At 61.7% G+C, this 17,674-nt stretch carries 16 protein-coding genes; 12 read left to right on the forward strand and 4 right to left on the reverse strand.

Features of this window, described 5'->3' with window-relative positions; all coding sequences use genetic code 11:
• Positions 1-279: 279 nt before the first annotated feature.
• The 8 genes from AAHA41_RS06035 to AAHA41_RS06070 all read left to right on the forward strand — a co-directional run bounded on the left by AAHA41_RS06035 (position 280) and on the right by AAHA41_RS06070 (position 8,909).
• Positions 280-1,677: an alkaline phosphatase gene (locus tag AAHA41_RS06035; protein WP_323070326.1), complete on the forward strand. Its 1,398-nt coding sequence runs from the start codon at positions 280-282 to the stop codon at positions 1,675-1,677.
• A gap of 23 nt (positions 1,678-1,700) precedes the next feature.
• Positions 1,701-3,095, forward strand: a complete 1,395-nt coding sequence (locus AAHA41_RS06040; RefSeq protein ID WP_323070333.1) for an alkaline phosphatase — start codon at positions 1,701-1,703, stop codon at positions 3,093-3,095.
• 52 nt (positions 3,096-3,147) lie between these two features.
• Entirely contained in the window at positions 3,148-3,828 is a 681-nt protein-coding gene (locus AAHA41_RS06045; protein ID WP_323070327.1) for a hypothetical protein, read from the forward strand.
• 76 nt (positions 3,829-3,904) lie between these two features.
• Positions 3,905-4,636, forward strand: a complete 732-nt coding sequence (locus AAHA41_RS06050) for a transporter substrate-binding domain-containing protein (protein ID WP_323070328.1) — start codon at positions 3,905-3,907, stop codon at positions 4,634-4,636.
• Positions 4,637-4,862: 226 nt separating this feature from the next.
• Positions 4,863-5,258, forward strand: coding sequence for a nucleoside diphosphate kinase regulator (rnk, locus tag AAHA41_RS06055; RefSeq protein ID WP_323070329.1), 396 nt, complete (start codon positions 4,863-4,865; stop codon positions 5,256-5,258).
• A 181-nt stretch (positions 5,259-5,439) separates the two neighbouring features.
• Positions 5,440-6,030, forward strand: a complete 591-nt coding sequence (uhpA, locus tag AAHA41_RS06060; protein WP_033114395.1) for a transcriptional regulator UhpA — start codon at positions 5,440-5,442, stop codon at positions 6,028-6,030.
• Positions 6,027-7,547, forward strand: a complete 1,521-nt coding sequence (uhpB, locus tag AAHA41_RS06065; RefSeq protein WP_043851970.1) for a signal transduction histidine-protein kinase/phosphatase UhpB — start codon at positions 6,027-6,029, stop codon at positions 7,545-7,547. The genes uhpA and uhpB overlap by 4 nt, the downstream gene beginning before the upstream one ends.
• A gap of 27 nt (positions 7,548-7,574) precedes the next feature.
• On the forward strand, positions 7,575-8,909 hold the full coding sequence (locus AAHA41_RS06070) for an MFS transporter (RefSeq protein WP_071911619.1): 1,335 nt from the start codon (positions 7,575-7,577) through the stop codon (positions 8,907-8,909).
• 18 nt (positions 8,910-8,927) lie between these two features.
• Here AAHA41_RS06070 and AAHA41_RS06075 read toward each other — a convergent pair whose 3' ends face one another.
• Positions 8,928-10,064 carry a GGDEF domain-containing protein gene (locus AAHA41_RS06075; RefSeq protein ID WP_203976749.1) on the reverse strand — a complete coding sequence of 379 codons (1,137 nt, stop codon included), beginning with the start codon at positions 10,062-10,064 and terminating at the stop codon, positions 8,928-8,930.
• Between the two features lie 499 nt (positions 10,065-10,563).
• Here AAHA41_RS06075 and AAHA41_RS06080 point away from each other — a divergent pair, with 499 nt between their 5' ends.
• The 3 genes from AAHA41_RS06080 (at position 10,564) to AAHA41_RS06090 (ending at position 13,148) form a co-directional block, all read left to right on the forward strand.
• On the forward strand, positions 10,564-11,364 hold the full coding sequence (locus AAHA41_RS06080) for a transporter substrate-binding domain-containing protein (RefSeq protein ID WP_041209881.1): 801 nt from the start codon (positions 10,564-10,566) through the stop codon (positions 11,362-11,364).
• 97 nt (positions 11,365-11,461) lie between these two features.
• Entirely contained in the window at positions 11,462-12,421 is a 960-nt protein-coding gene (locus AAHA41_RS06085) for an amino acid ABC transporter permease (RefSeq protein ID WP_033114390.1), read from the forward strand.
• Positions 12,405-13,148, forward strand: a complete 744-nt coding sequence (locus AAHA41_RS06090) for an amino acid ABC transporter ATP-binding protein (protein WP_201959682.1) — start codon at positions 12,405-12,407, stop codon at positions 13,146-13,148. Before AAHA41_RS06085 ends, AAHA41_RS06090 begins: the two co-directional genes overlap by 17 nt.
• A 130-nt stretch (positions 13,149-13,278) precedes the next feature.
• On the opposite strand, the gene AAHA41_RS06095 is transcribed toward AAHA41_RS06090, so the two are convergent.
• Positions 13,279-14,070 (reverse strand): transporter substrate-binding domain-containing protein, encoded by a 792-nt coding sequence (locus AAHA41_RS06095; protein ID WP_323071018.1) that lies wholly within the window; start codon positions 14,068-14,070, stop codon positions 13,279-13,281.
• 176 nt (positions 14,071-14,246) lie between these two features.
• On the opposite strand from AAHA41_RS06095, the gene AAHA41_RS06100 reads away from it, so the two are divergent.
• Complete coding sequence (locus AAHA41_RS06100; RefSeq protein WP_323071017.1) at positions 14,247-15,086, forward strand: sterol desaturase family protein; 840 nt, start codon at positions 14,247-14,249, stop codon at positions 15,084-15,086.
• A gap of 112 nt (positions 15,087-15,198) precedes the next feature.
• Here the strand turns inward: AAHA41_RS06100 and AAHA41_RS06105 are convergent, their stop codons facing one another.
• The gene (locus AAHA41_RS06105; protein ID WP_323071016.1) at positions 15,199-16,614 is read right to left on the reverse strand and encodes a basic amino acid/polyamine antiporter; all 1,416 of its coding nucleotides are present in this window, start codon (positions 16,612-16,614) and stop codon (positions 15,199-15,201) included.
• 9 nt (positions 16,615-16,623) lie between these two features.
• Positions 16,624-17,526, reverse strand: a complete 903-nt coding sequence (locus AAHA41_RS06110; RefSeq protein ID WP_323071015.1) for a homocysteine S-methyltransferase family protein — start codon at positions 17,524-17,526, stop codon at positions 16,624-16,626.
• Positions 17,527-17,674 lie beyond the last annotated feature (148 nt).

Consider the following 17,674-nt stretch of genomic DNA (forward strand, 5'->3'; position numbering starts at 1 on the left):
GCGAGCGGTGGTGGACGCAGGGCGTCGCAAGGGGGCGCATTTTACCTGCACCCGCCCAGATTTGACAGGCCATTCTAGCCCGCAGGTCCTAAACCGGCCAGATTTCCTCCCGTTTGTCAGCCTTGTCAGGCTGCGCTACAGAGTCCGATTATTGATAGATAAGTGATTGATACAACATCACATTCAGATATCACTTTCACCGGATTGTCATTCACTCTCACTAAAAGTGTCATCTGCGACCTCTAGGCTGCGCTCAGGTTTTACAAGGAGCGAACCTCGATGAAAAAAATGGCAGGTGTTGCAGTGATGATGGGGGCCGCACTGGTCGCCGGCTGCAACTCAGAAAACAACTCGCAGGAGAACAAACCCGGCTCTGGCGCCCGGAACGTGATCTTCTTCCTCGGCGACGGCATGGGGCTCAACACCCTGACCGCCGCCCGCATCTACGGCGTTGGTGAAGAGGGCAGCCTCACCATCGATACCCTGCCGGAGACGGCCTTCATCAAGACCTTCTCCCACGACTCTCAGGTAACCGACTCGGCCCCCTCCATGTCCGCCTACATGACCGGGGTCAAGAGCAACAACGGCGTCATCAGCATGGACAGCGACGCCACTCAGGAGAGCAACTGCAGCAAGAGCGCCGGCAAGCCGGCCACCACCTTGCTGGAGCTGGCCAAGGCCGCCGGCCGCGGTACCGGCGTGGTCACCACCACCCGGGTGACTCACGCCACCCCGGCTGCCACCTATGCCCACCTCTGCAACCGCGATCTGGAAGCCGACATCGCTGCCCAGCTGGTGCCCGGTGGCGCCGGTTACAACAGCGCCCTCAAAGAGGGGGTGGACGTGGTGCTCGGTGGCGGCAGCAGCTTCTTCCTGCCCAAAGCCGACAAAGGCAAACGCGAGGATGGCCGCAACCTCATCTCCGAGATGAAGGCCAAAGGCTACCAGTTTGCCGGCAATCTGGATGAGCTGAACAAGGCCGAAGCGGGCAAGCCGCTGCTGGGACTGTTTGGCGCAAGCCACATGAAATATGACCTGGATCGCCCCGCCAGCGAGCCCTCCCTGGCCCAGATGACCCTGGCCGCCATCAAGCAGCTCAAAGAGAAGAAGCAGGGTTACTTCCTGATGGTGGAAGGGGGCCGCATCGACCACGCGCTGCATGACACCAACGCCAAGCGTGCGCTGCAGGACACCCTCGCCTTCGACAACGCCATCAAGGCGACCCTCGACGAGGTGAAGAAAACTGATCCCGAGCTGAAAAACACCCTGATCGTGGTCACCGCCGACCATGACCACACCCTGGTGCTCAACGGCTACGCCAAGCGTACCGGCAAGACCACCGCCGACAACCCCGGCGTGCTCGGGCTGGTGAAGAACTACGAAACCGGCGAGCCGAGCAAGGATGCCGACGGCATGCCCTACACCATCATCGGCTTTGGCAACGGCTACAACCGGGTGGATGGGCCGCGCAGCAGCGTGGCAGCGCTGGATGACGCCACCGTCTCCGCCAACGACTATCACCAGGAGGTAGTGGTCAAGGTGGGTGAAATCGGCAACGAGACCCACGGCGGCACCGACGTCTTCCTCGGCGCCGTCGGCCGGGGAGCGGAGAGCTTCCACGGCTCACTCGACAACACCGCCGTGTTCGGCAAGGTCAAGGCTGCGGCCGGGCTGTAAGGAGCATTCCCATGAAAAGAGCCATCAACCAATCCATGAAGCAGAACCTGCATAAAACCCTGGTCAGCACAGCCATGCTGGCCGCCCTCGGCGGCGCGGCCCAGGCACAGGCCGCCGATGCCAAGAACGTCATCCTCTTTATTGGCGACGGCATGGGCCCCACCGTGCTCACCGCTACCCGTCTCTACAAGGTGGGGGAAGAGGGCAATCTGGAGATAATGAAGCTGGCCCGCAGCGCCCGCATCAAGACCTTCTCCAACGATGCCCAGACCACCGACTCGGCCCCTTCCATGGCGGCCTACACCACCGGGGTCAAGATGAACAACGAGGTGATCGCCATGAGCAGCGACACCAAGGCCGTCGCCCCCGGCAAGGATGCCAACGGCAACAAGGGCGTCAACAACTGCGCCAGCGACAACGGCAAGCCAGTGCCCACCATTCTCGAGCTGGCCAAGGCAGCGGGCAAGTCGGTGGGGGCCGTCACCACCACCGAGCTGACCCATGCCACCCCAGCGGCCACCTACTCCCACATCTGCCATCGGGATGCCGCCTACGCCATCGCCGCACAGGCGGTACCGGGCGGCGCCGGCTTCAACACAGCCTTGGGGAACGGGGTAGACGTGCTGATGGGGGGCGGCGCCAACCACTGGACGCCCTACAACGGCACCAGCAACAAGGGCGGCCGTGCCGACGGGCGGGATCTCACCGCCGAACTGACCACTCAGGGCTATCGCTACGTCACCACTCGCTCTGACCTTGCCAAGGTCGAGAGCGGCAAGCTCATCGGCCTGTTCAGCGCCAAATCCCACCTCGACTACGAGCTGGATCGGGTCGCCAAGGGGGAGGCCAATACCCAGCCGTCGCTCTCCGAGATGACAGCCAAGGCGATCGATCTACTGAGCCAGAACAGTCAGGGTTACTTCCTGATGGTGGAAGGGGGCCGGATCGATCACGCCCTGCACGGCACCAATGCCAAGCGCTCGCTCACCGACGCGGTGGCGCTGGACGAGGCGGTCAAGACGGCGCTCGGCAAAGTGGATTTGAAAGATACCCTGATCGTGGTCACCGCCGACCATGACCACACCATGATCATCAACGGTTACTCCGCCAAGGGCAACAAGGTGCTGGATCTGGTGAAAAATGGCGACGGCTCGACCCAGAACGACGTGGATGGCAAGCCGTTCACCACCCTGGTGTTCGGTAACGGCCCCAACCGTCCCGACGTGCGCCCCACCCTCACCAGCGATCAGGTGATGGCGGACGACTACCTGCAAGAGACCGGGGTCAAGCTCGGCTCCGAGACCCACGGCGGCGGCGATGTGATGCTGTTCGCCGACGGCGCCGGCAGCAGCCGCTTCAAGGGGACGCTGGATAATACCAAGGTGTTCGGCAAGCTGAAGGAGGCGCTCGGCCTGTAAACGGCAGGGCCCGGCATCGCGCCGGGCCCTGCTCGTTCGAGCGATAATCCATATGCGACTGTTACTTCCGTTGTGGCTGCTCGCCAGCAGCCTCTCATTTCCCCTTCTTGCCGATGAAGTCCCCGATCTGGCCGCCCGCATCCACTATCAGGACCGGGTGACCAGCAGCGACGGCATCAGCAAGGAGAGCCAGTGGCAGGAGAAGTGGCTGCGGGTCGGCGATCAGGTGTGGAGCCAGCGTCTCATCCCGCTGCCCCTTGCCCGCGCCTACCACGCCGCTCACGATGCCACCCCGGGCCACAAACACTTTACCCACCAGATGGCGGCGCGCTGGGTAACCCGCGACCAGCAGGGGATGCTGCAACTGCGCTACGCCGACAGCTGGCACAACCAGCTGGTGGAGGTACCGGAGGAGGAGTACGGTCAGGTGGCTTTCAAACCCGACTGGCCGCGGATCCGCCATCTCATCAACCCGGCCCTGTTGCAGGAGATGACCCCCCTCGATGAGACGGCCCCCGAACAGGCGCGCTGGTATGAAAGACGCGAGGGCAACCAGCGCACCCGCATCCTCTGGTCGACTCGCTGGCAGCTGCCGCTGGTGGTGGAGTCGGCGAGCCTCGACGGCTATCGCAGCTACCGGATGGAGGTGACCCTAAAAACGCTGCCCAAGAATTTGCCCTGGCAGCAGCTGGAGGGGTATCAGACGCTCGATCTGCGGGACTTCTTCGATTGATATGAGGCTCCATAGCGGGCTGACTTGTCTCTGCGGGATGTTACACTCTGTGTACTCATCCCGGATCAGGTCTGCCATGCGTCTCCCCTTGCTCCTGCTGCTCTGCACCTCGCTCCTGCCAGCCTTTCACGCCCGGGCCATGGTGGTGGTCGCAGCTGAAATTCCCCCTTACGTGATCCGCTCTCATCAGGGCGCCCCGAGCGGCATGGCCATCGAGGTGCTGGAGGAGGCGGCCCGTCGCCTTAAGGAGCCGCTGACCATCGAGCTGATGCCGCTGGCTCGCGCCCTCAGCCAAACCCAGCACCGGCAGGATGTACTGCTGGTACCGCCGGTGAGAAGCCCCCAGCGCGAGCCGCTGTTTCTCTGGATTGCTCCCTTGCTGGACGAGGCCTTCGTGCTGGTGACTCATCGTCAGCACCATCCCCAACCGCTGACAACCGGCGAACTGCCCGGTCTCACCATCGGCGTAATGCGCAGCTCCTATGGCCAGAGCCTGCTGCTCCCGTTCAAACGGATCAAACAGGAAGAGGTGGCCGAAGAGGTCAACAACGCCAGCAAGCTGGCTCGGGGCCGCATTCAGGGCTGGGCGGTGGCCTGGAACAGCGCCCGCTACAACCAGCTGCAAGCAGGCTTGCCGCTGGCGGATCTGGTGCGCGGCGAAACGCTGAAACAGGCCGCGCTCTACCTGGCGGCCAGCCCCCATTTTCCAGCCAAAGAGGCAACACGCTGGCACGACACCATCGCCGCCATGCGCGATGACGGCAGTCTGGCCCGCATCATCAAGCAGTACGATTACCAGGCCCCCTGACAACCTTGTCAGGATAATTGCCAAAGCCGTTCAGAATGGTTATGGTAGCCCCATGAAAATATTCACTATTTCCTCTCACAAGCTCACACCCTGCTGAGCCCCCGCCTCGCTCCTTCGGCCGCGAGTCGCTTGGGGGCATGGCACTTTCTCGATCTCTCGACACCCTTGTGATGGCCAGCCTGCGTGAGTGGGCCTGGCCCTGTAAGCTATTGATAAGGATTATCTTATGAAACAACCGCATCTCGTTATCTCCAGCCTTGATCTGGATCGGATTGAACAACTGCTCGGCAACCATCCCCAGCACCTTGCCCTGCAAGAGGAGCTGGATCGCGCCGAAATCCGCGAGCCGACCGATATGCCGCCCGATGTCGTCACCATGAACAGCAAGGTACGCTTCAAGATGCAGAGCAGCGGCAACGAGTTCTGCCTCACCCTGGTCTACCCGCGCGATGCCAAGGGTGACGAGAGCAACATCTCGGTACTGGCACCGGTGGGCAGCGCCCTGCTTGGTCTGAAAGTGGGCGACAGCATCGCCTGGCCGGGCCCGGCCGGTCGCACCATCGAGGTGGAGATCCTTGAAGTGGTCTATCAGCCGGAGCGTGCCGGCGAGCTGCACCGCTGATCCCGGTTGCGGGCAGGCCAACCCGGGAGGCCAGCCCGCACAGCCTGATCCCGATCAAGCTTCCCCTGCTTATCGGGTCGATTTTCCCCCTATTCCCCCCCGCCCCTTGAGCCTGACTCGGGGGGCAGGTATCTTGTTGGCCGCGTCATGGTCATGACGCACCGAATTTCAGGCTGACATCATGATAAACATTGCCCTCATCGACGATCACCAGATCGTCCGTTCCGGTTTTGCCCAACTGCTCAATCTGGAGCCCGACCTGCAGGTGGTCGCCGAATTTGGCTCCGCCAGCGAGGCGCTGGCCGGCCTGCCCGGCAGTGGCGCCCGCGTCTGCGTCTGCGACATCTCGATGCCAGACCAGTCGGGGCTGGATCTGCTCAAGCAGCTCCCCTCCGGTCTGGCGGTGGTGATGCTCTCGGTACACGACAGCCCCGCCCTCATCGAGCAGGCGCTGCAAACCGGAGCCAAGGGATTTCTCTCCAAGCGCTGCAGCCCGGACGAGCTGATCGCCGCGGTGCGCACCGCCGCGCTCGGCGGCTGCTACCTCACCCCCGACATTGCCCAGAAGCTGGCCAGCAGCAGCCGGGATCCCCTTACCAATCGGGAGCGGGAGATTGCCCAGTTGCTGGCACAGGGGCTGGAGGTGAAGAGCATCGCCGAGCAGCTTGGCCTCTCCCCCAAGACGGTGCATGTGCACCGTGCCAACCTGATGGACAAGCTCAAGGTCAGCAACAACGTCGAGCTGGCCCACCGCATGCTGGATAGCTGGTGATCCACCGTCTTGCCAGCTATGTCGCCATCACGCTGGCGGCCTGCTTCATCTTTGCCGCCGGCTGGTTTTGCCTGTGGAGCATCAGCCTGCATCTGGCGGGCGGCCCTGCACTGGCGGTACTGCTGTTCCCCTTCGGCCTGCGTCTCGGCCTGCTGCTGCAAAGTCCCGGTCGCTACTGGCTGCCGCTGCTGCTCTGCGAAGGGGGGCTGCTCTACTGGATCAATCTGGAGGTTGGGCTGCCCCACTGGCAGTGGTTGCTGATCGGCAGCCTGCTCACCCTGCTACCCCTGCTGATTGCCCGCCGCCAGCCGGTGCGCAACGACTGGCAGCAACTGCTGTTGCTGCTCGCCACCGTCTCGGTGGCAGCCCTGCTGCAATCCCTGCTCTGGCATCTGGCGGGAGAAGATGGCCTCTCGGCCCTGCTGCTCACCCTCACCGGTGGGCTCACCCTCACCTCCACCTGCATGCTGATCTGGCACTACCTTACCCGCGCCACCTGGGTGCCGCTCGGCCCTGCCCTGGTGGATCAGCCGGTAGACTGGCGCTTTCGCCATCTGGTCTGGTATCTGCTGTTGTTCGTGCTGAGCCTCTGGCTGCAACTGGGGCTGCCCAACTCGCTGGTGCGCTTTACCCCGTTTTGTCTGGCCATCCCCATCATCGCCATGGCGTGGCGCTACGGCTGGCAGGGGGCGCTGCTCGCCACCCTGATGAACACCATCGCTCTGCTGGCGAGTCAGGCCTGGCACGATCATCCCCTCGATCTGCTGCTCTCCCTGCTGGCCCAGAGTCTCACCGGCCTGCTGCTGGGTGCCGGGATCCAGCGCCAGCGCGAGCTCAATCAGGCGCTGACCCGCCAGCTTGCTCACAATCGCCAACTCACCGAGCGGCTGCTGGAGACCGAGGAGAGCATCCGAAAGGAGGTGGCGCGCGAACTGCACGACGACATCGGCCAGACCATCACCGCCATTCGCACCCAGGCCGGTATAGTGCGCCGCCTCGCACCCGACAATGCGGGGGTGGGCCAGAGCAGCGCCCTGATCGATACCCTCTCCCTTGGCATCTACGACGCGGTGCGAGGCCTGCTCGGTCGCCTGCGCCCGCGCCAGCTCGACGACATGACCCTGGAGCAGGCGGTGCGGGCACTGCTCAGAGAGCTGGAGCTGGAGCGCCACGGCATCGTCACCCGGCTGGAGTGGCAGCTGGCGGACAGCGATCTCTCCGATGCCCAGCGGGTCACCCTGTTTCGGGTCTGTCAGGAGGGGCTCAACAACGTGGTCAAGCATGCCAACGCCCACTCGGTGACAATCCGGGCGCGGCACGGTGAAGAACAGCTGCAACTGGTGCTGGAGGATGATGGTCGCGGACTGCCGCAAAGCCGCGCGGCGCAGGGCTATGGTCTGCTCGGTATTCGCGAGCGGGTGCAGGCGCTGGGAGGCACCTTGCAGCTCTCCTGCGTCCACGGCACCCAGTTGACGGTCAACCTCCCCTGCCGCAAGCGGGAGGAGAGCCATGAGTAACCTCGCCCTTCATCAGGGAGGAGCCCCATGCTGAGCTTTATGAGAAGCGCACCGGCGCAACCGCCGATCCGCGAGCAGGCCGAGATCGACGCCACCTATCGTCACTGGCGGTTGCATCTGCTGCTCACCATGTATCTGGGCTATGCGGTCTTCTACTTCACCCGCAAGAGTTTCAACTTCGCCATGCCGGACATGCTGGCGAGCGGCATGCTGGACAAGTCAGACATCGGCATGCTCTGGACCCTGTTCTACATCACCTACGGCTGCTCCAAGTTCTTCTCCGGCATCATCAGCGACCGCGCCAACCCGCGCTACTTCATGGGGATCGGGCTGATGGCCACCGGCGTCATCAATATCCTGTTCGGCCTCTCGTCCGCTCTCTGGATGTTTGCCGCCCTCTGGGTGGCCAACGCCTTCTTTCAGGGCTGGGGTTGGCCCCCCTGCTCCAAGCTGCTCACCAGCTGGTATTCGCGCAGTGAGCGGGGTGTCTGGTGGTCGGCCTGGAACACAGCCCACAATGCCGGCGGGGCGCTCATCCCCCTTATCGTCAGCACCCTGGCCCTGCAACATGGCTGGCGCTACGGCATGATAGTGCCCGGTCTTATCGCCATTGCGGCCGGTCTGCTGCTCTGCTGGCGGTTGCGGGATACCCCGGCCGCCATGGGGTTGCCGTCGGTGGGCGAGTGGCGCAAGGATGCGATGGAGCTGGCCCAGCAGACTCAGGATGCGGGGCTCTCCCATCGCCAGATCCTGCGCAAATATGTGCTCGGCAACCCCTATATCTGGCTGCTGGCCTGCTGTTACGTGCTGGTCTATGTGGTGCGCACCGCCATCAACGACTGGGGCAACCTCTACATGACCGAGCAGCGCGGCTTCAATCTGATGAGCGCCAACTCGGCCATCTCCATGTTCGAGGTGGGGGGCTTTATCGGCGCCCTGGTGGCGGGCTGGGGATCGGACAAGCTGTTCAACGGCAACCGCGGCCCGATGAACCTCATCTTTGCGGTGGGGATCCTGCTGGCGGTGGGGTCACTCTGGCTGATGCCCTTCTTCAGCTATGTGATGCAGGCGGCCTGCTTCTTCACCATCGGCTTTTTCGTGTTCGGCCCCCAGATGCTGATCGGCATGGCGGCAGCAGAGTGCTCCCACAAAAACTCGGCGGGAGCGGCCACCGGCTTTGTCGGCCTGTTTGCCTACATGGGGGCGGCGCTGTCGGGCTATCCGCTGGCCAAGGTGATGGAGATCTGGCACTGGAACGGCTTCTTCGTGGTGATCTCGGTGGCGGCGGGCGTCTCGGCCCTGCTGCTGCTTCCCTTCCTCAAGGCGCAGGCACCGCGCCCCCAACCTGCCGACACTATGTGATACCGGACTGAGTGGGAGTTACGCCTCCCGACCAGCCTGACAGACCCGGTTCTTGCCCTGCCGCTTGGCGCAATAGAGCGCATGGTCGGCCTGAGTGAACAGAGGATCAAAGTGCCACTCCCCGTGCCAGTGGGAGAGCCCCATGCTGACCGTGATGGAGAGGCCGCCCATGTTGCGGTTCGCGACCCCCTCCAGCAATCCCTCGCAGCGCTGCAGGGCCAGCACACCGGGCTGCGAGAAAAGCAGCACAAACTCCTCGCCACCGAAACGGCTGCACATCAGATCGGGCTGGCTCCCCAGATAGGCGCCGAGCTCGGCCAGCACCCGATCACCCACCTCGTGGCCATACTGGTCATTGATCTGCTTGAAATCGTCGATGTCGAGCACGGCCAGCGCGCCGCCGTCACCCAACTTCTGCTGCTTCAGCTGCTCCATAAAGCCGCGCCGGTTGAGCAGGCCGGTGAGAGGGTCGTGACTCGCCTGCTGGTGCAGCGCCAGCGCCCGGTATTGGGTACAGAGCAGCAGCACCCCGAAGGTGGAGAGATAGCTCCCCATCAGCATGGAGAGGAAGGGCAGCACATTGACCCCGCTCTTATCCATCAGCATCTGCACGTTGTCCTGCCACAGGAACCAGAGCCGCATCAGGTAGAAGGCGTAGAGCAGGATGTTGACCACGGTAAAGACCATCACCGCCGGCAAATAGTCGGGATAGCCGTGACGCCAGACCAGATAGACGATCACCGCCCCCAGCACCATGTAGCTCAGGCAGGCCAGCATCACCCGGGACTCCATCCCCCCCTTCACGATGCACCAGCTCAGGATCACCAGATAGACCAGCATGAATAGCACACCGGCACGCCAGTTCGGGGGTTGGCCGAAAAAGCGCTGCAGCGCCAGCGGCATCAGCGCGATGCAGAGCGTGATCAGGGTGTTGGCCAGCCAGATGCCGGATGGGCTGGGGAAAAATGCCTGCAACGAGAAGAGCGTCTGGGCCACCAGCGCACAGAGTGCAGACCACCACCAGTAACCGATACCGGGGATCTCCCTGTGGGTAGACCAGATGATGGAGAGGGTAATAAAGCCAAGACTGTAGCCACCCAGCGCCATCAGCATCAGGGTAAAAACGTCCAGTTTCAGCAGCAGTGAGAGCGCCATACAAGAACCAGTTTCAGAAGGTAACTGAGTATATGAGAAGCGTTTGCCAAGACCCAGAGGGGACTGACTATTTTCACAATAAAAACATATTGTTTACTGTCTCTGTAGACTGCTTGCCCTGTCGGGATCGCACCACCGCAGGTACAGAAAACGTCAGAGTACAAAACAAGTCACAAGCGAACCCCATCATATGTAACAAAAGGTATTGAACACAATTTGGGCTTGAACCGGCCACGTTAGATAGATATGTTGTTTTCGTGTGATTTTATGAGTGAAGCGGTGAGCAAAAAGTGCCTCTAACCTATTGAGTATTCTGACACAATTGGTCTTTGGTACATTTTTCGCTCAATCTCGATTCATAGCATCCCATATGGGGCTTTCCCCCGACCCAAGACATTCATCCTGTCTTGCCTGTTGCCGGATGCAGCAGTCTCTTGTGCCACGGAGTCGCACGGGATCAGGTTCAAGGCCGAACACAACATCGACAGAGACGTCACCCATGATCAAAAAACTGATTCTTTCTACCCTGCTCTTCTGCGGGCTGGCGACCGCCGCCCCCGCCACTACCCCCACCTCAACCCTGGATGCCGTGCTGGAGCGCGGTGTGCTGCGGGTTGGCTTCGACGCCGGCTATCAACCTTTCGAGATGACCAACAAACAGGGCCAGTACATCGGCTTTGACGTCGATCTCGCCAAGATGGTCGCCAAGGAGATGGGCGTGAAGGTCGAGTTCGTCAACACCGCGTGGGACGGCATCATTCCCGCGCTCCTGACCAACAAGTTCGACGTCATCATGGGCGGCATGACCGTCACTCCACAGCGCAACCTGCGCGTCAACTTTGCCGATCCCTATATCGTGGTCGGCCAGACCATAGTAGTGCGCAAGGACAAGGCTGCCGAGATCAAATCCTTCACCGACCTCAACGACCCAAAATACAAGATTGCGGTCAAGCTAGGCACCACCGGCGAGCAGGCGGTCAAGCGCCTCATCCCGAAAGCCACCCTGCTGCAGTTTGAAACCCAGGATGACGCCAAGCTGGAAGTGATCAACGGCAAGGTCGATGCCTTCGTCTACGACCTGCCCTACAACGCCATCTTCGCCTCCCAGAACAAGGGCGCCGTGGTACACCTCGACAAGCCGTTCACCTTCGAGCCGCTGGCCTGGGCCATCCGAAAAGGAGATCAAGACACCCTCAACTGGTTCAACAACTACCTGCGCCAAATCAAGGGCGATGGCAGCTACGACCGCCTCTACAAGAAGTGGTTCGAATCCAACGCCTGGCTGAGTCAGCTCAAATAACCTCAAAAAGGGGGCGCCTTGCCGCCCCCTCTCGCAACCCCCCACACAATAACGAGAAGAGGTTGTGACTGTGCACACACCCAAACCGACAAGACAGATGGAAAAACAGCCCAACCCGCTGCTCTGGCACGGCGTCTTTTTGCTGATGCTGCTGGTGGCCGTGTTCGGCATCTACAAGGCGGTGCAATCCGTTGACTACACCTGGCGCTGGGAACGCATTCCCCAGTACATCGCCTATCAGGCCGAACAGAAGAATTACGCCGAGTTTGACGGCACCGTGGTGGCCGGCACCACTGCCGCAGAGAAAGGCAAACTGTTCCTGCAAAACGATCTCGACCCCAACCAGCGCCAGCCCATCGCGACCAGTGGTGTGCAGGTCAGCGAAGGGGATACCGTCTTTCGTGGCGATGCCCTCGATATCCAGCTGAGCTGGACCGCCGGCCCCATCGCCTGGGGCGTCTGGATGACCATCAAGCTCTCGCTGGTGGCGGGCATCTTCGCCATTTTGCTCGGCACTCTGGCCGGACTGGCCCGACTATCCCCCAACCCGGCCCTGCGCAATCTGGCCGTCACCTATGTGGAGCTCATTCGCGGCACCCCGCTGCTGGTACAGATCTTCATCGTCTACTTCTTTATCGGCACAGTGCTGAACCTCGATCGCTTCACTGCCGGGGTCGCGGCACTGGCCGTCTTTACCGGCGCCTATGTGGCGGAGATTGTGCGTGCAGGCATCAGCTCCATTCACAAGGGGCAGATGGAGGCGGGCCGCAGTCTGGGCCTCACCTCGGCCCAGACCATGCGCTACGTCATCTTGCCGCAGGCGTTCAAACGGGTGCTGCCGCCACTGGCGGGTCAGTTCATCAACCTGATCAAGGACTCCTCGCTGGTGTCGGTCATCTCCATCACCGATCTGACCAAGGCGGGACGCGAGGTGGTGAGCTCCACTTTCAGCCCGTTCGAGGTGTGGTTCACCGTAGCGCTGCTCTATCTGGTGCTGACCGGTACTCTCTCCTTTCTGGTGCGCCGTCTCGAGGTAAAATATGCGAAAAGCAACTGATCCCATCATCAAGGCGACCGGTGTAGAGAAGTTCTACGGCAGTGAAGTGCATGCCCTGAAAAACGTCAGCACCGAGGTCGCCGAAGGGGAAGTGGTCGTGATCGTCGGCCCCAGCGGCTCCGGCAAGTCCACCTTTCTGCGCACCCTCAACCAGCTGGAGACCATCAACGACGGCGATATCGTGGTGGACGGCATCTGCCTCACCCAGCCGGGCGATGTCAACAAGCTGCGGGAAGAGGTGGGCATGGTGTTCCAGTCCTTCAACCTCTTTCCCCACCTGACGGTGCTGGAGAACATCTGCCTCGCCCCGCAAAAGGTGCGCAAACTGCCCCGCAAGGAGGCCGAAGATCGCGCCAAGGCCCTGCTGCTGAAGGTAGGGCTTTCGGCCAAGGCGGGCAGCTACCCCTCCCAGCTCTCCGGTGGTCAGCAGCAGCGGGTGGCCATCGCCCGGGCGCTCGCCATGCAGCCGCGCATCATGCTCTTTGACGAGCCCACCAGCGCGCTCGATCCCGAGATGGTTGGCGAAGTGCTGGATGTCATGAAGGGGCTCGCCCGCGAAGGGATGACCATGGTAGTGGTGACCCACGAGATGGGCTTTGCCCGGGAAGTGGCGGATCGGGTGCTCTTTATGGAAAGTGGCGAACTGCTGGTGGATGAGAAGCCAACGGAGTTTTTCGACAATCCCCCCTCCCCGCGCCTGCGCCAGTTCCTGAGCCAGGTGCTGTAAACGCAGACCCACAGCCAGTTAAAATGGCCAGTAAAAAAGAGAGAGGAACCATGGCTCCTCTCTCTTTTTCTTTGCGGATCGGATGACACAACACCCACTCGCTGCTGAAGCCGCTCCCGCGGTTACCGGTTCAGCGCGGGGACTTTCCCAGATAGCGCTCGACGATGGGCTTGATCCCGTCGCGCTTTTTGAGCTGATAGAGCCCCTTGTCAAACTGCTCGATAAAGCTCCCCTTGTAGGGAAAATCCCCCTTGCGACTGTAACCGAGAAAACCCTGCTCCCGGCTGAGCACGGGCCCCTGTTTGAGCAACGAGATATCGGTCACCGCCAGCTGCTCCCCCTTGATCATGGCGAGCAGTTCATAGAGCAGAGAGAGACGATCGTTGATGGTGCAATCCACCCGCCCCCGCACGATCTTGAGCAGGTTCTCCCGGTTGCTCTTCACCTCCTCCACATCGATTTTCTTCTCCTTCACCGCCTGCCAGAAGGCATCGCCGCCGACCGCAAAACCGGCATTCATGCCAAAGCGCAAACCTTGATAGTCGAGCGGAAACCTTGCCTGCGGGGTATTGGCAGCCACACTGGCGCCACACATCACTACCAGCTCTTCATCAAGCAGCGGCTGGGAGTAGGGCCAGATATAGGGGCGAGTATCCGGCATATAGTAGGGAGGGAAAATGGCAAATGCGCTGCCCTGCTCCACCATGCTCAGACCGCGCCGCCATGGCATCGGTTTGAGCACAACCTCATAGTCGGGCATGGCGGAGGTTACCTCGCGGATAATATCGGCATAGATCCCCCGCACCTCTTTGCCCTCCTGCCAGGAGTAGGGGGGATAGCTGGCATCCGCCACTATCTCCACCCGGGTTTTGGCCTGTGCCAGCAGGCAGAATCCCAGCAACAGATAAACACAGATACGCATCGCCCAATCCTCTGACGCTCAATCTGCATCAAGCATAGTCAGCGGTCACCATTCATCGGATTGAATTGCAACCTCACTGCATAACCAGCCATCGGGCAAGAGGCTCGAAAATGTTAATGAAATATTGCTTTCATCCTTTATGCTGGAGAGCAATTGCTCTGAATGGATACCTGCTCATGGATGTGCAACTGATCCTGCTCTACCTCTCTCCCCTCTTTCTGGTGTTTATCGGCTGGGAGATGGCCTATCTGCGCAAACATGGCGCAGCTTTTCCAACCGCCACCTACCAGTGGAAAGACCTGCTGGCCAACGCCGCGCTGGCCCTGATGCATCAGGGGGGCGATGCGCTGGCAGCCATCGCCATCGCTTATCTGTATGACACCCTCTGGGGCTGGCGACTGTTCGATATCGAGCTGAACTTCTGGAGCGTATTGCTGCTCTTCCTGCTACAGGATCTCTGTTACTGGCTGTTCCACTTCACCAGCCACCATGTGCGCTGGCTGTGGGCCTCCCACGTGGTACATCACAGCTCGGAGCGGCTCAATCTCTCCACCGCCTTTCGCCAGAGCCTGATGTATCCGGTCTCCGGCATGTGGCTGTTCTGGATCCCGATGATTGTCATCGGCTTCCCGCCCGAGGCGGTAGTGGCCACCGTGCTGCTCAGCCTGGGTTTTCAGTTCTTCGTCCACACCCAGGTGGTGGGCAAGCTCGGCTGGCTGGAGTGGATTTTCAACACCCCCTCCCACCACAGGGTGCACCACGCCAGCAACGCCAAATACATAGATCGCAACTTCGCCGGCGTGCTCATTATCTGGGATCGGTTGTTCGGCACCTTTGTCGAGGAAGATCCGGCCGAGCCGTGTCGTTTTGGCATCACCAAGCCGATCCACAGCTTCAACCCCCTCACCCTCACCTTCCACGAGTGGCGCGACATGCTGCGCGACGTCCGTGGCCTGCCGTGGCGACAAAAACTCGCCGTGCTGTTTGGCAAACCGGCCGGACCTGCCAGCCGCTAGGCCTTCGCCCCGAACAACAACTCCCGGATAGCAAGCCCCTGATAACCAGTCCCTGATAACAAAGAGAGCGCCACGGTGGCGCTCTCTTTTATGGTCAGTCACCGCCTCGATGTCAGAGATGGGCGAACGACCAGACGGCGGGGATCAGGCTCAGCAAGGTCACGCCGGCCAACAGCCGCTCGCGGCCACTCAGGCAAAGATCTGCGCCCAGCTGACGACGGCTGGAGAGAAACAGCAACAGACCCGGCCCGTAGAGCAGCAAGGAGAGCAGCAGATACTCCACCCCGGCAGCATAAAGCAGCCAGAAGCCGTAACCGCTCGCCACCAGTGCCACCGCCCGCATCAGACCGCGGCCCTGTACGCTCTCCCCCTTCCTGCTGAACGAGATCTTTAGCAGGAACAGGCCGATCAGCAGGTAGGGCACTAGGATCATCGAGGTGGAGATAAGCAGCAGACTGGTGTAGCCCTTACCGAGCAGCCACACCAGCAGCAGGCATGTCTGCACCGTCAGGCTGGTGAGCCAGAGCGATGCGATGGGAGTGCCGTTGCGGTTCTGGCGCCGGAAGATGGCAGGAAACGCGCCGTGGCGAGCCGCGCTGAACGGCACCTCGGTCGAGAACAGCGTCCAGCTCACATAGGAGGCGAGCACCGAGACGATAAGACCGACACTGATGAGCAACTTGCCCCAGGAGCCGGTCATCTGGGCCATCAGCCCTGCCATGGAGGGGTTGGGCAGCGCAGCCAGCTCAGGGCGGCTCAATATTCCCAGCGCCAGCACCGAGATAAGCACATAGAGCAGCAGCGCCAGTACCACGCCGAGCACGGTGGCCGTACCCACATCCCGCCGGTTTCTGGCGCGGGCCGACAACACCGCCGCCCCCTCGATGCCGGTAAAGACCCAGAGAGTAATGAGCATGGTGTTGCGCACCTGCTCGGAGACCGGCACCGCCAGGGTGCTGCCCTGCTGATCCGCCGCGAAGGTGACCGGGTCGAACCAGTAGCAAGCGAACAGGATAAACAGCAGCAGCGGCAGGCTCTTGGCCAGAGTCGCCACCAGATTGAACAGCGCCGCCTGCTGCACGCCGCGGGCCACCAGCAGGTGTACAGCCCAGAGGATGCAGGACTCGCCGACAAACGCCGCCAGGGTATTGCCGTCACCAAACCAGATCTGCTCGGGGGTATCGATAAAACTGCCCAGCGCCGCAAAGGCGATGACCAGATAACCCACCACTCCGATGGTGGCACAGAGCCAATAACCCCAGGCGGAGAAGAAGCCCACCAAATCGCCGAAACCGGCGCGGGCGTAGCTGTAGATGCCGCCGTCGAGATCCGGCCTTAACCGCGACAGGTAAAGGAAGCTCATGGCGAGCGCCAGGATGCCCACCCCGGTCACGCCCCAACCGATCAGCACGGCGCGCGCGCCGGCCACCTCGGCCATATTCTGCGGCAGGCTGAAGATCCCCGCCCCCACCATGGAGCTGAACACCAGAGCGGTGAGAGAGCAGAGCCCAATCTTGTTCTTTTTCATGGGGACTCCTTAGCGCAACCGGCTGCTCAGCGCCTGAATATGCTCGGGGCCGATACCGCAGCAACCGCCGATAAGATTCGCCCCGGCCGCACGCCAGCGTTCGGCCCAGCCAAGGTAATCCAGCGGCCCCAGATCGGTGCGGATCTCGTCCAGCCCGTCGTTGGCGGTGGCCTCTTTGGGTTGCGGCGGGAAGGCGTTGGCATAGGCACCGAGGCGAATGTCGATGCGACCCAGCGCCTGCAATCGGGTGCGGGCAACCTCGAGGGCCCCTTCGATCACCTCGGGCTGACAGCAGTTGAACAGGATGGCATCAGCCCCGACCGCTACCAACGCAGTCACCGCATCGGCCACCCGCTCGCCGGAACGCAGTAGCGGCTCGTTGCCCGGCGCCTCATCTTCCAGGGTGAAAGAGACCCAGAACGGCTTGCCATCTTCCGGCAGCAGCGCTTTGAGGGCCAAGGGCTCGGCGACAAGGCTCATGGTCTCGGCCAGCCAGATATCCACATGAGGGGATAGCGCCCGGATAAGCGGGATAGCCAGCTCGCTCACCTTGTCCGCCTTGAACAGATCGGCACGGTAAGAGCCAAACAGCGGAGGTAGGGAACCCGCCACCTGCACGGTGCCCTTCTGCTCGTCAGCCACCTCGCGGGCCAGTTGCCCAGCCAGCGCTGCCAGCCCCTCCCCGTCGGCAAAGAAACGCTCATCGCCGATATGAAACGGCACCAGCGCATAGCTGTTGGTGGTGATGACCCGGGCACCGCTCGCCACGTAGGCCCGATGCACTTCGCGCACCGTCTCTGGCGCCTCCATCAGGGCCAGCGCCGACCACTCCGGCTGACGAAACGGCGCCCCCCGCCGTGCCAGCTCGCGCCCCATGCCCCCATCAAGCACCCACAATTCCCTGGTTTCCATCTGTCGTGTCTCTTTGTTATGTGCGTATGTGTCTTGCTGATCTGCGGTTTCATGTTGAATCGCAACAGATCGTCCGGCTTCATCCGGGTGAAGTACCCGACGACATGGCCATAAAAACATATGGATGTTTAGATGGCCAAAACAAGAT

The organism is Aeromonas sp. SER, assembly GCF_038739615.1.
Classification (GTDB): domain Bacteria; phylum Pseudomonadota; class Gammaproteobacteria; order Enterobacterales; family Aeromonadaceae; genus Aeromonas; species Aeromonas jandaei.

Excerpts from the sequence above, each read along its gene's own strand:
- AAHA41_RS06100 (WP_323071017.1), top strand. The coding sequence starts at position 14,247 with ATGGATGTGCAACTGATCCTGCTCTACCTCTCTCCCCTCTTTCTGGTG.
- AAHA41_RS06080 (WP_041209881.1), top strand. The coding sequence starts at position 10,564 with ATGATCAAAAAACTGATTCTTTCTACCCTGCTCTTCTGCGGGCTGGCG.
- AAHA41_RS06095 (WP_323071018.1), bottom strand. The coding sequence starts at position 14,070 with ATGCGTATCTGTGTTTATCTGTTGCTGGGATTCTGCCTGCTGGCACAG.
- AAHA41_RS06090 (WP_201959682.1), top strand. The coding sequence starts at position 12,405 with ATGCGAAAAGCAACTGATCCCATCATCAAGGCGACCGGTGTAGAGAAG.
- AAHA41_RS06045 (WP_323070327.1), top strand. The coding sequence starts at position 3,148 with ATGCGACTGTTACTTCCGTTGTGGCTGCTCGCCAGCAGCCTCTCATTT.
- uhpA (WP_033114395.1), top strand. The coding sequence starts at position 5,440 with ATGATAAACATTGCCCTCATCGACGATCACCAGATCGTCCGTTCCGGT.
- AAHA41_RS06070 (WP_071911619.1), top strand. The coding sequence starts at position 7,575 with ATGCTGAGCTTTATGAGAAGCGCACCGGCGCAACCGCCGATCCGCGAG.
- AAHA41_RS06075 (WP_203976749.1), bottom strand. The coding sequence starts at position 10,064 with ATGGCGCTCTCACTGCTGCTGAAACTGGACGTTTTTACCCTGATGCTG.
- AAHA41_RS06085 (WP_033114390.1), top strand. The coding sequence starts at position 11,462 with ATGGAAAAACAGCCCAACCCGCTGCTCTGGCACGGCGTCTTTTTGCTG.
- rnk (WP_323070329.1), top strand. The coding sequence starts at position 4,863 with ATGAAACAACCGCATCTCGTTATCTCCAGCCTTGATCTGGATCGGATT.
- AAHA41_RS06050 (WP_323070328.1), top strand. The coding sequence starts at position 3,905 with ATGCGTCTCCCCTTGCTCCTGCTGCTCTGCACCTCGCTCCTGCCAGCC.
- AAHA41_RS06105 (WP_323071016.1), bottom strand. The coding sequence starts at position 16,614 with ATGAAAAAGAACAAGATTGGGCTCTGCTCTCTCACCGCTCTGGTGTTC.
- AAHA41_RS06035 (WP_323070326.1), top strand. The coding sequence starts at position 280 with ATGAAAAAAATGGCAGGTGTTGCAGTGATGATGGGGGCCGCACTGGTC.
- AAHA41_RS06110 (WP_323071015.1), bottom strand. The coding sequence starts at position 17,526 with ATGGAAACCAGGGAATTGTGGGTGCTTGATGGGGGCATGGGGCGCGAG.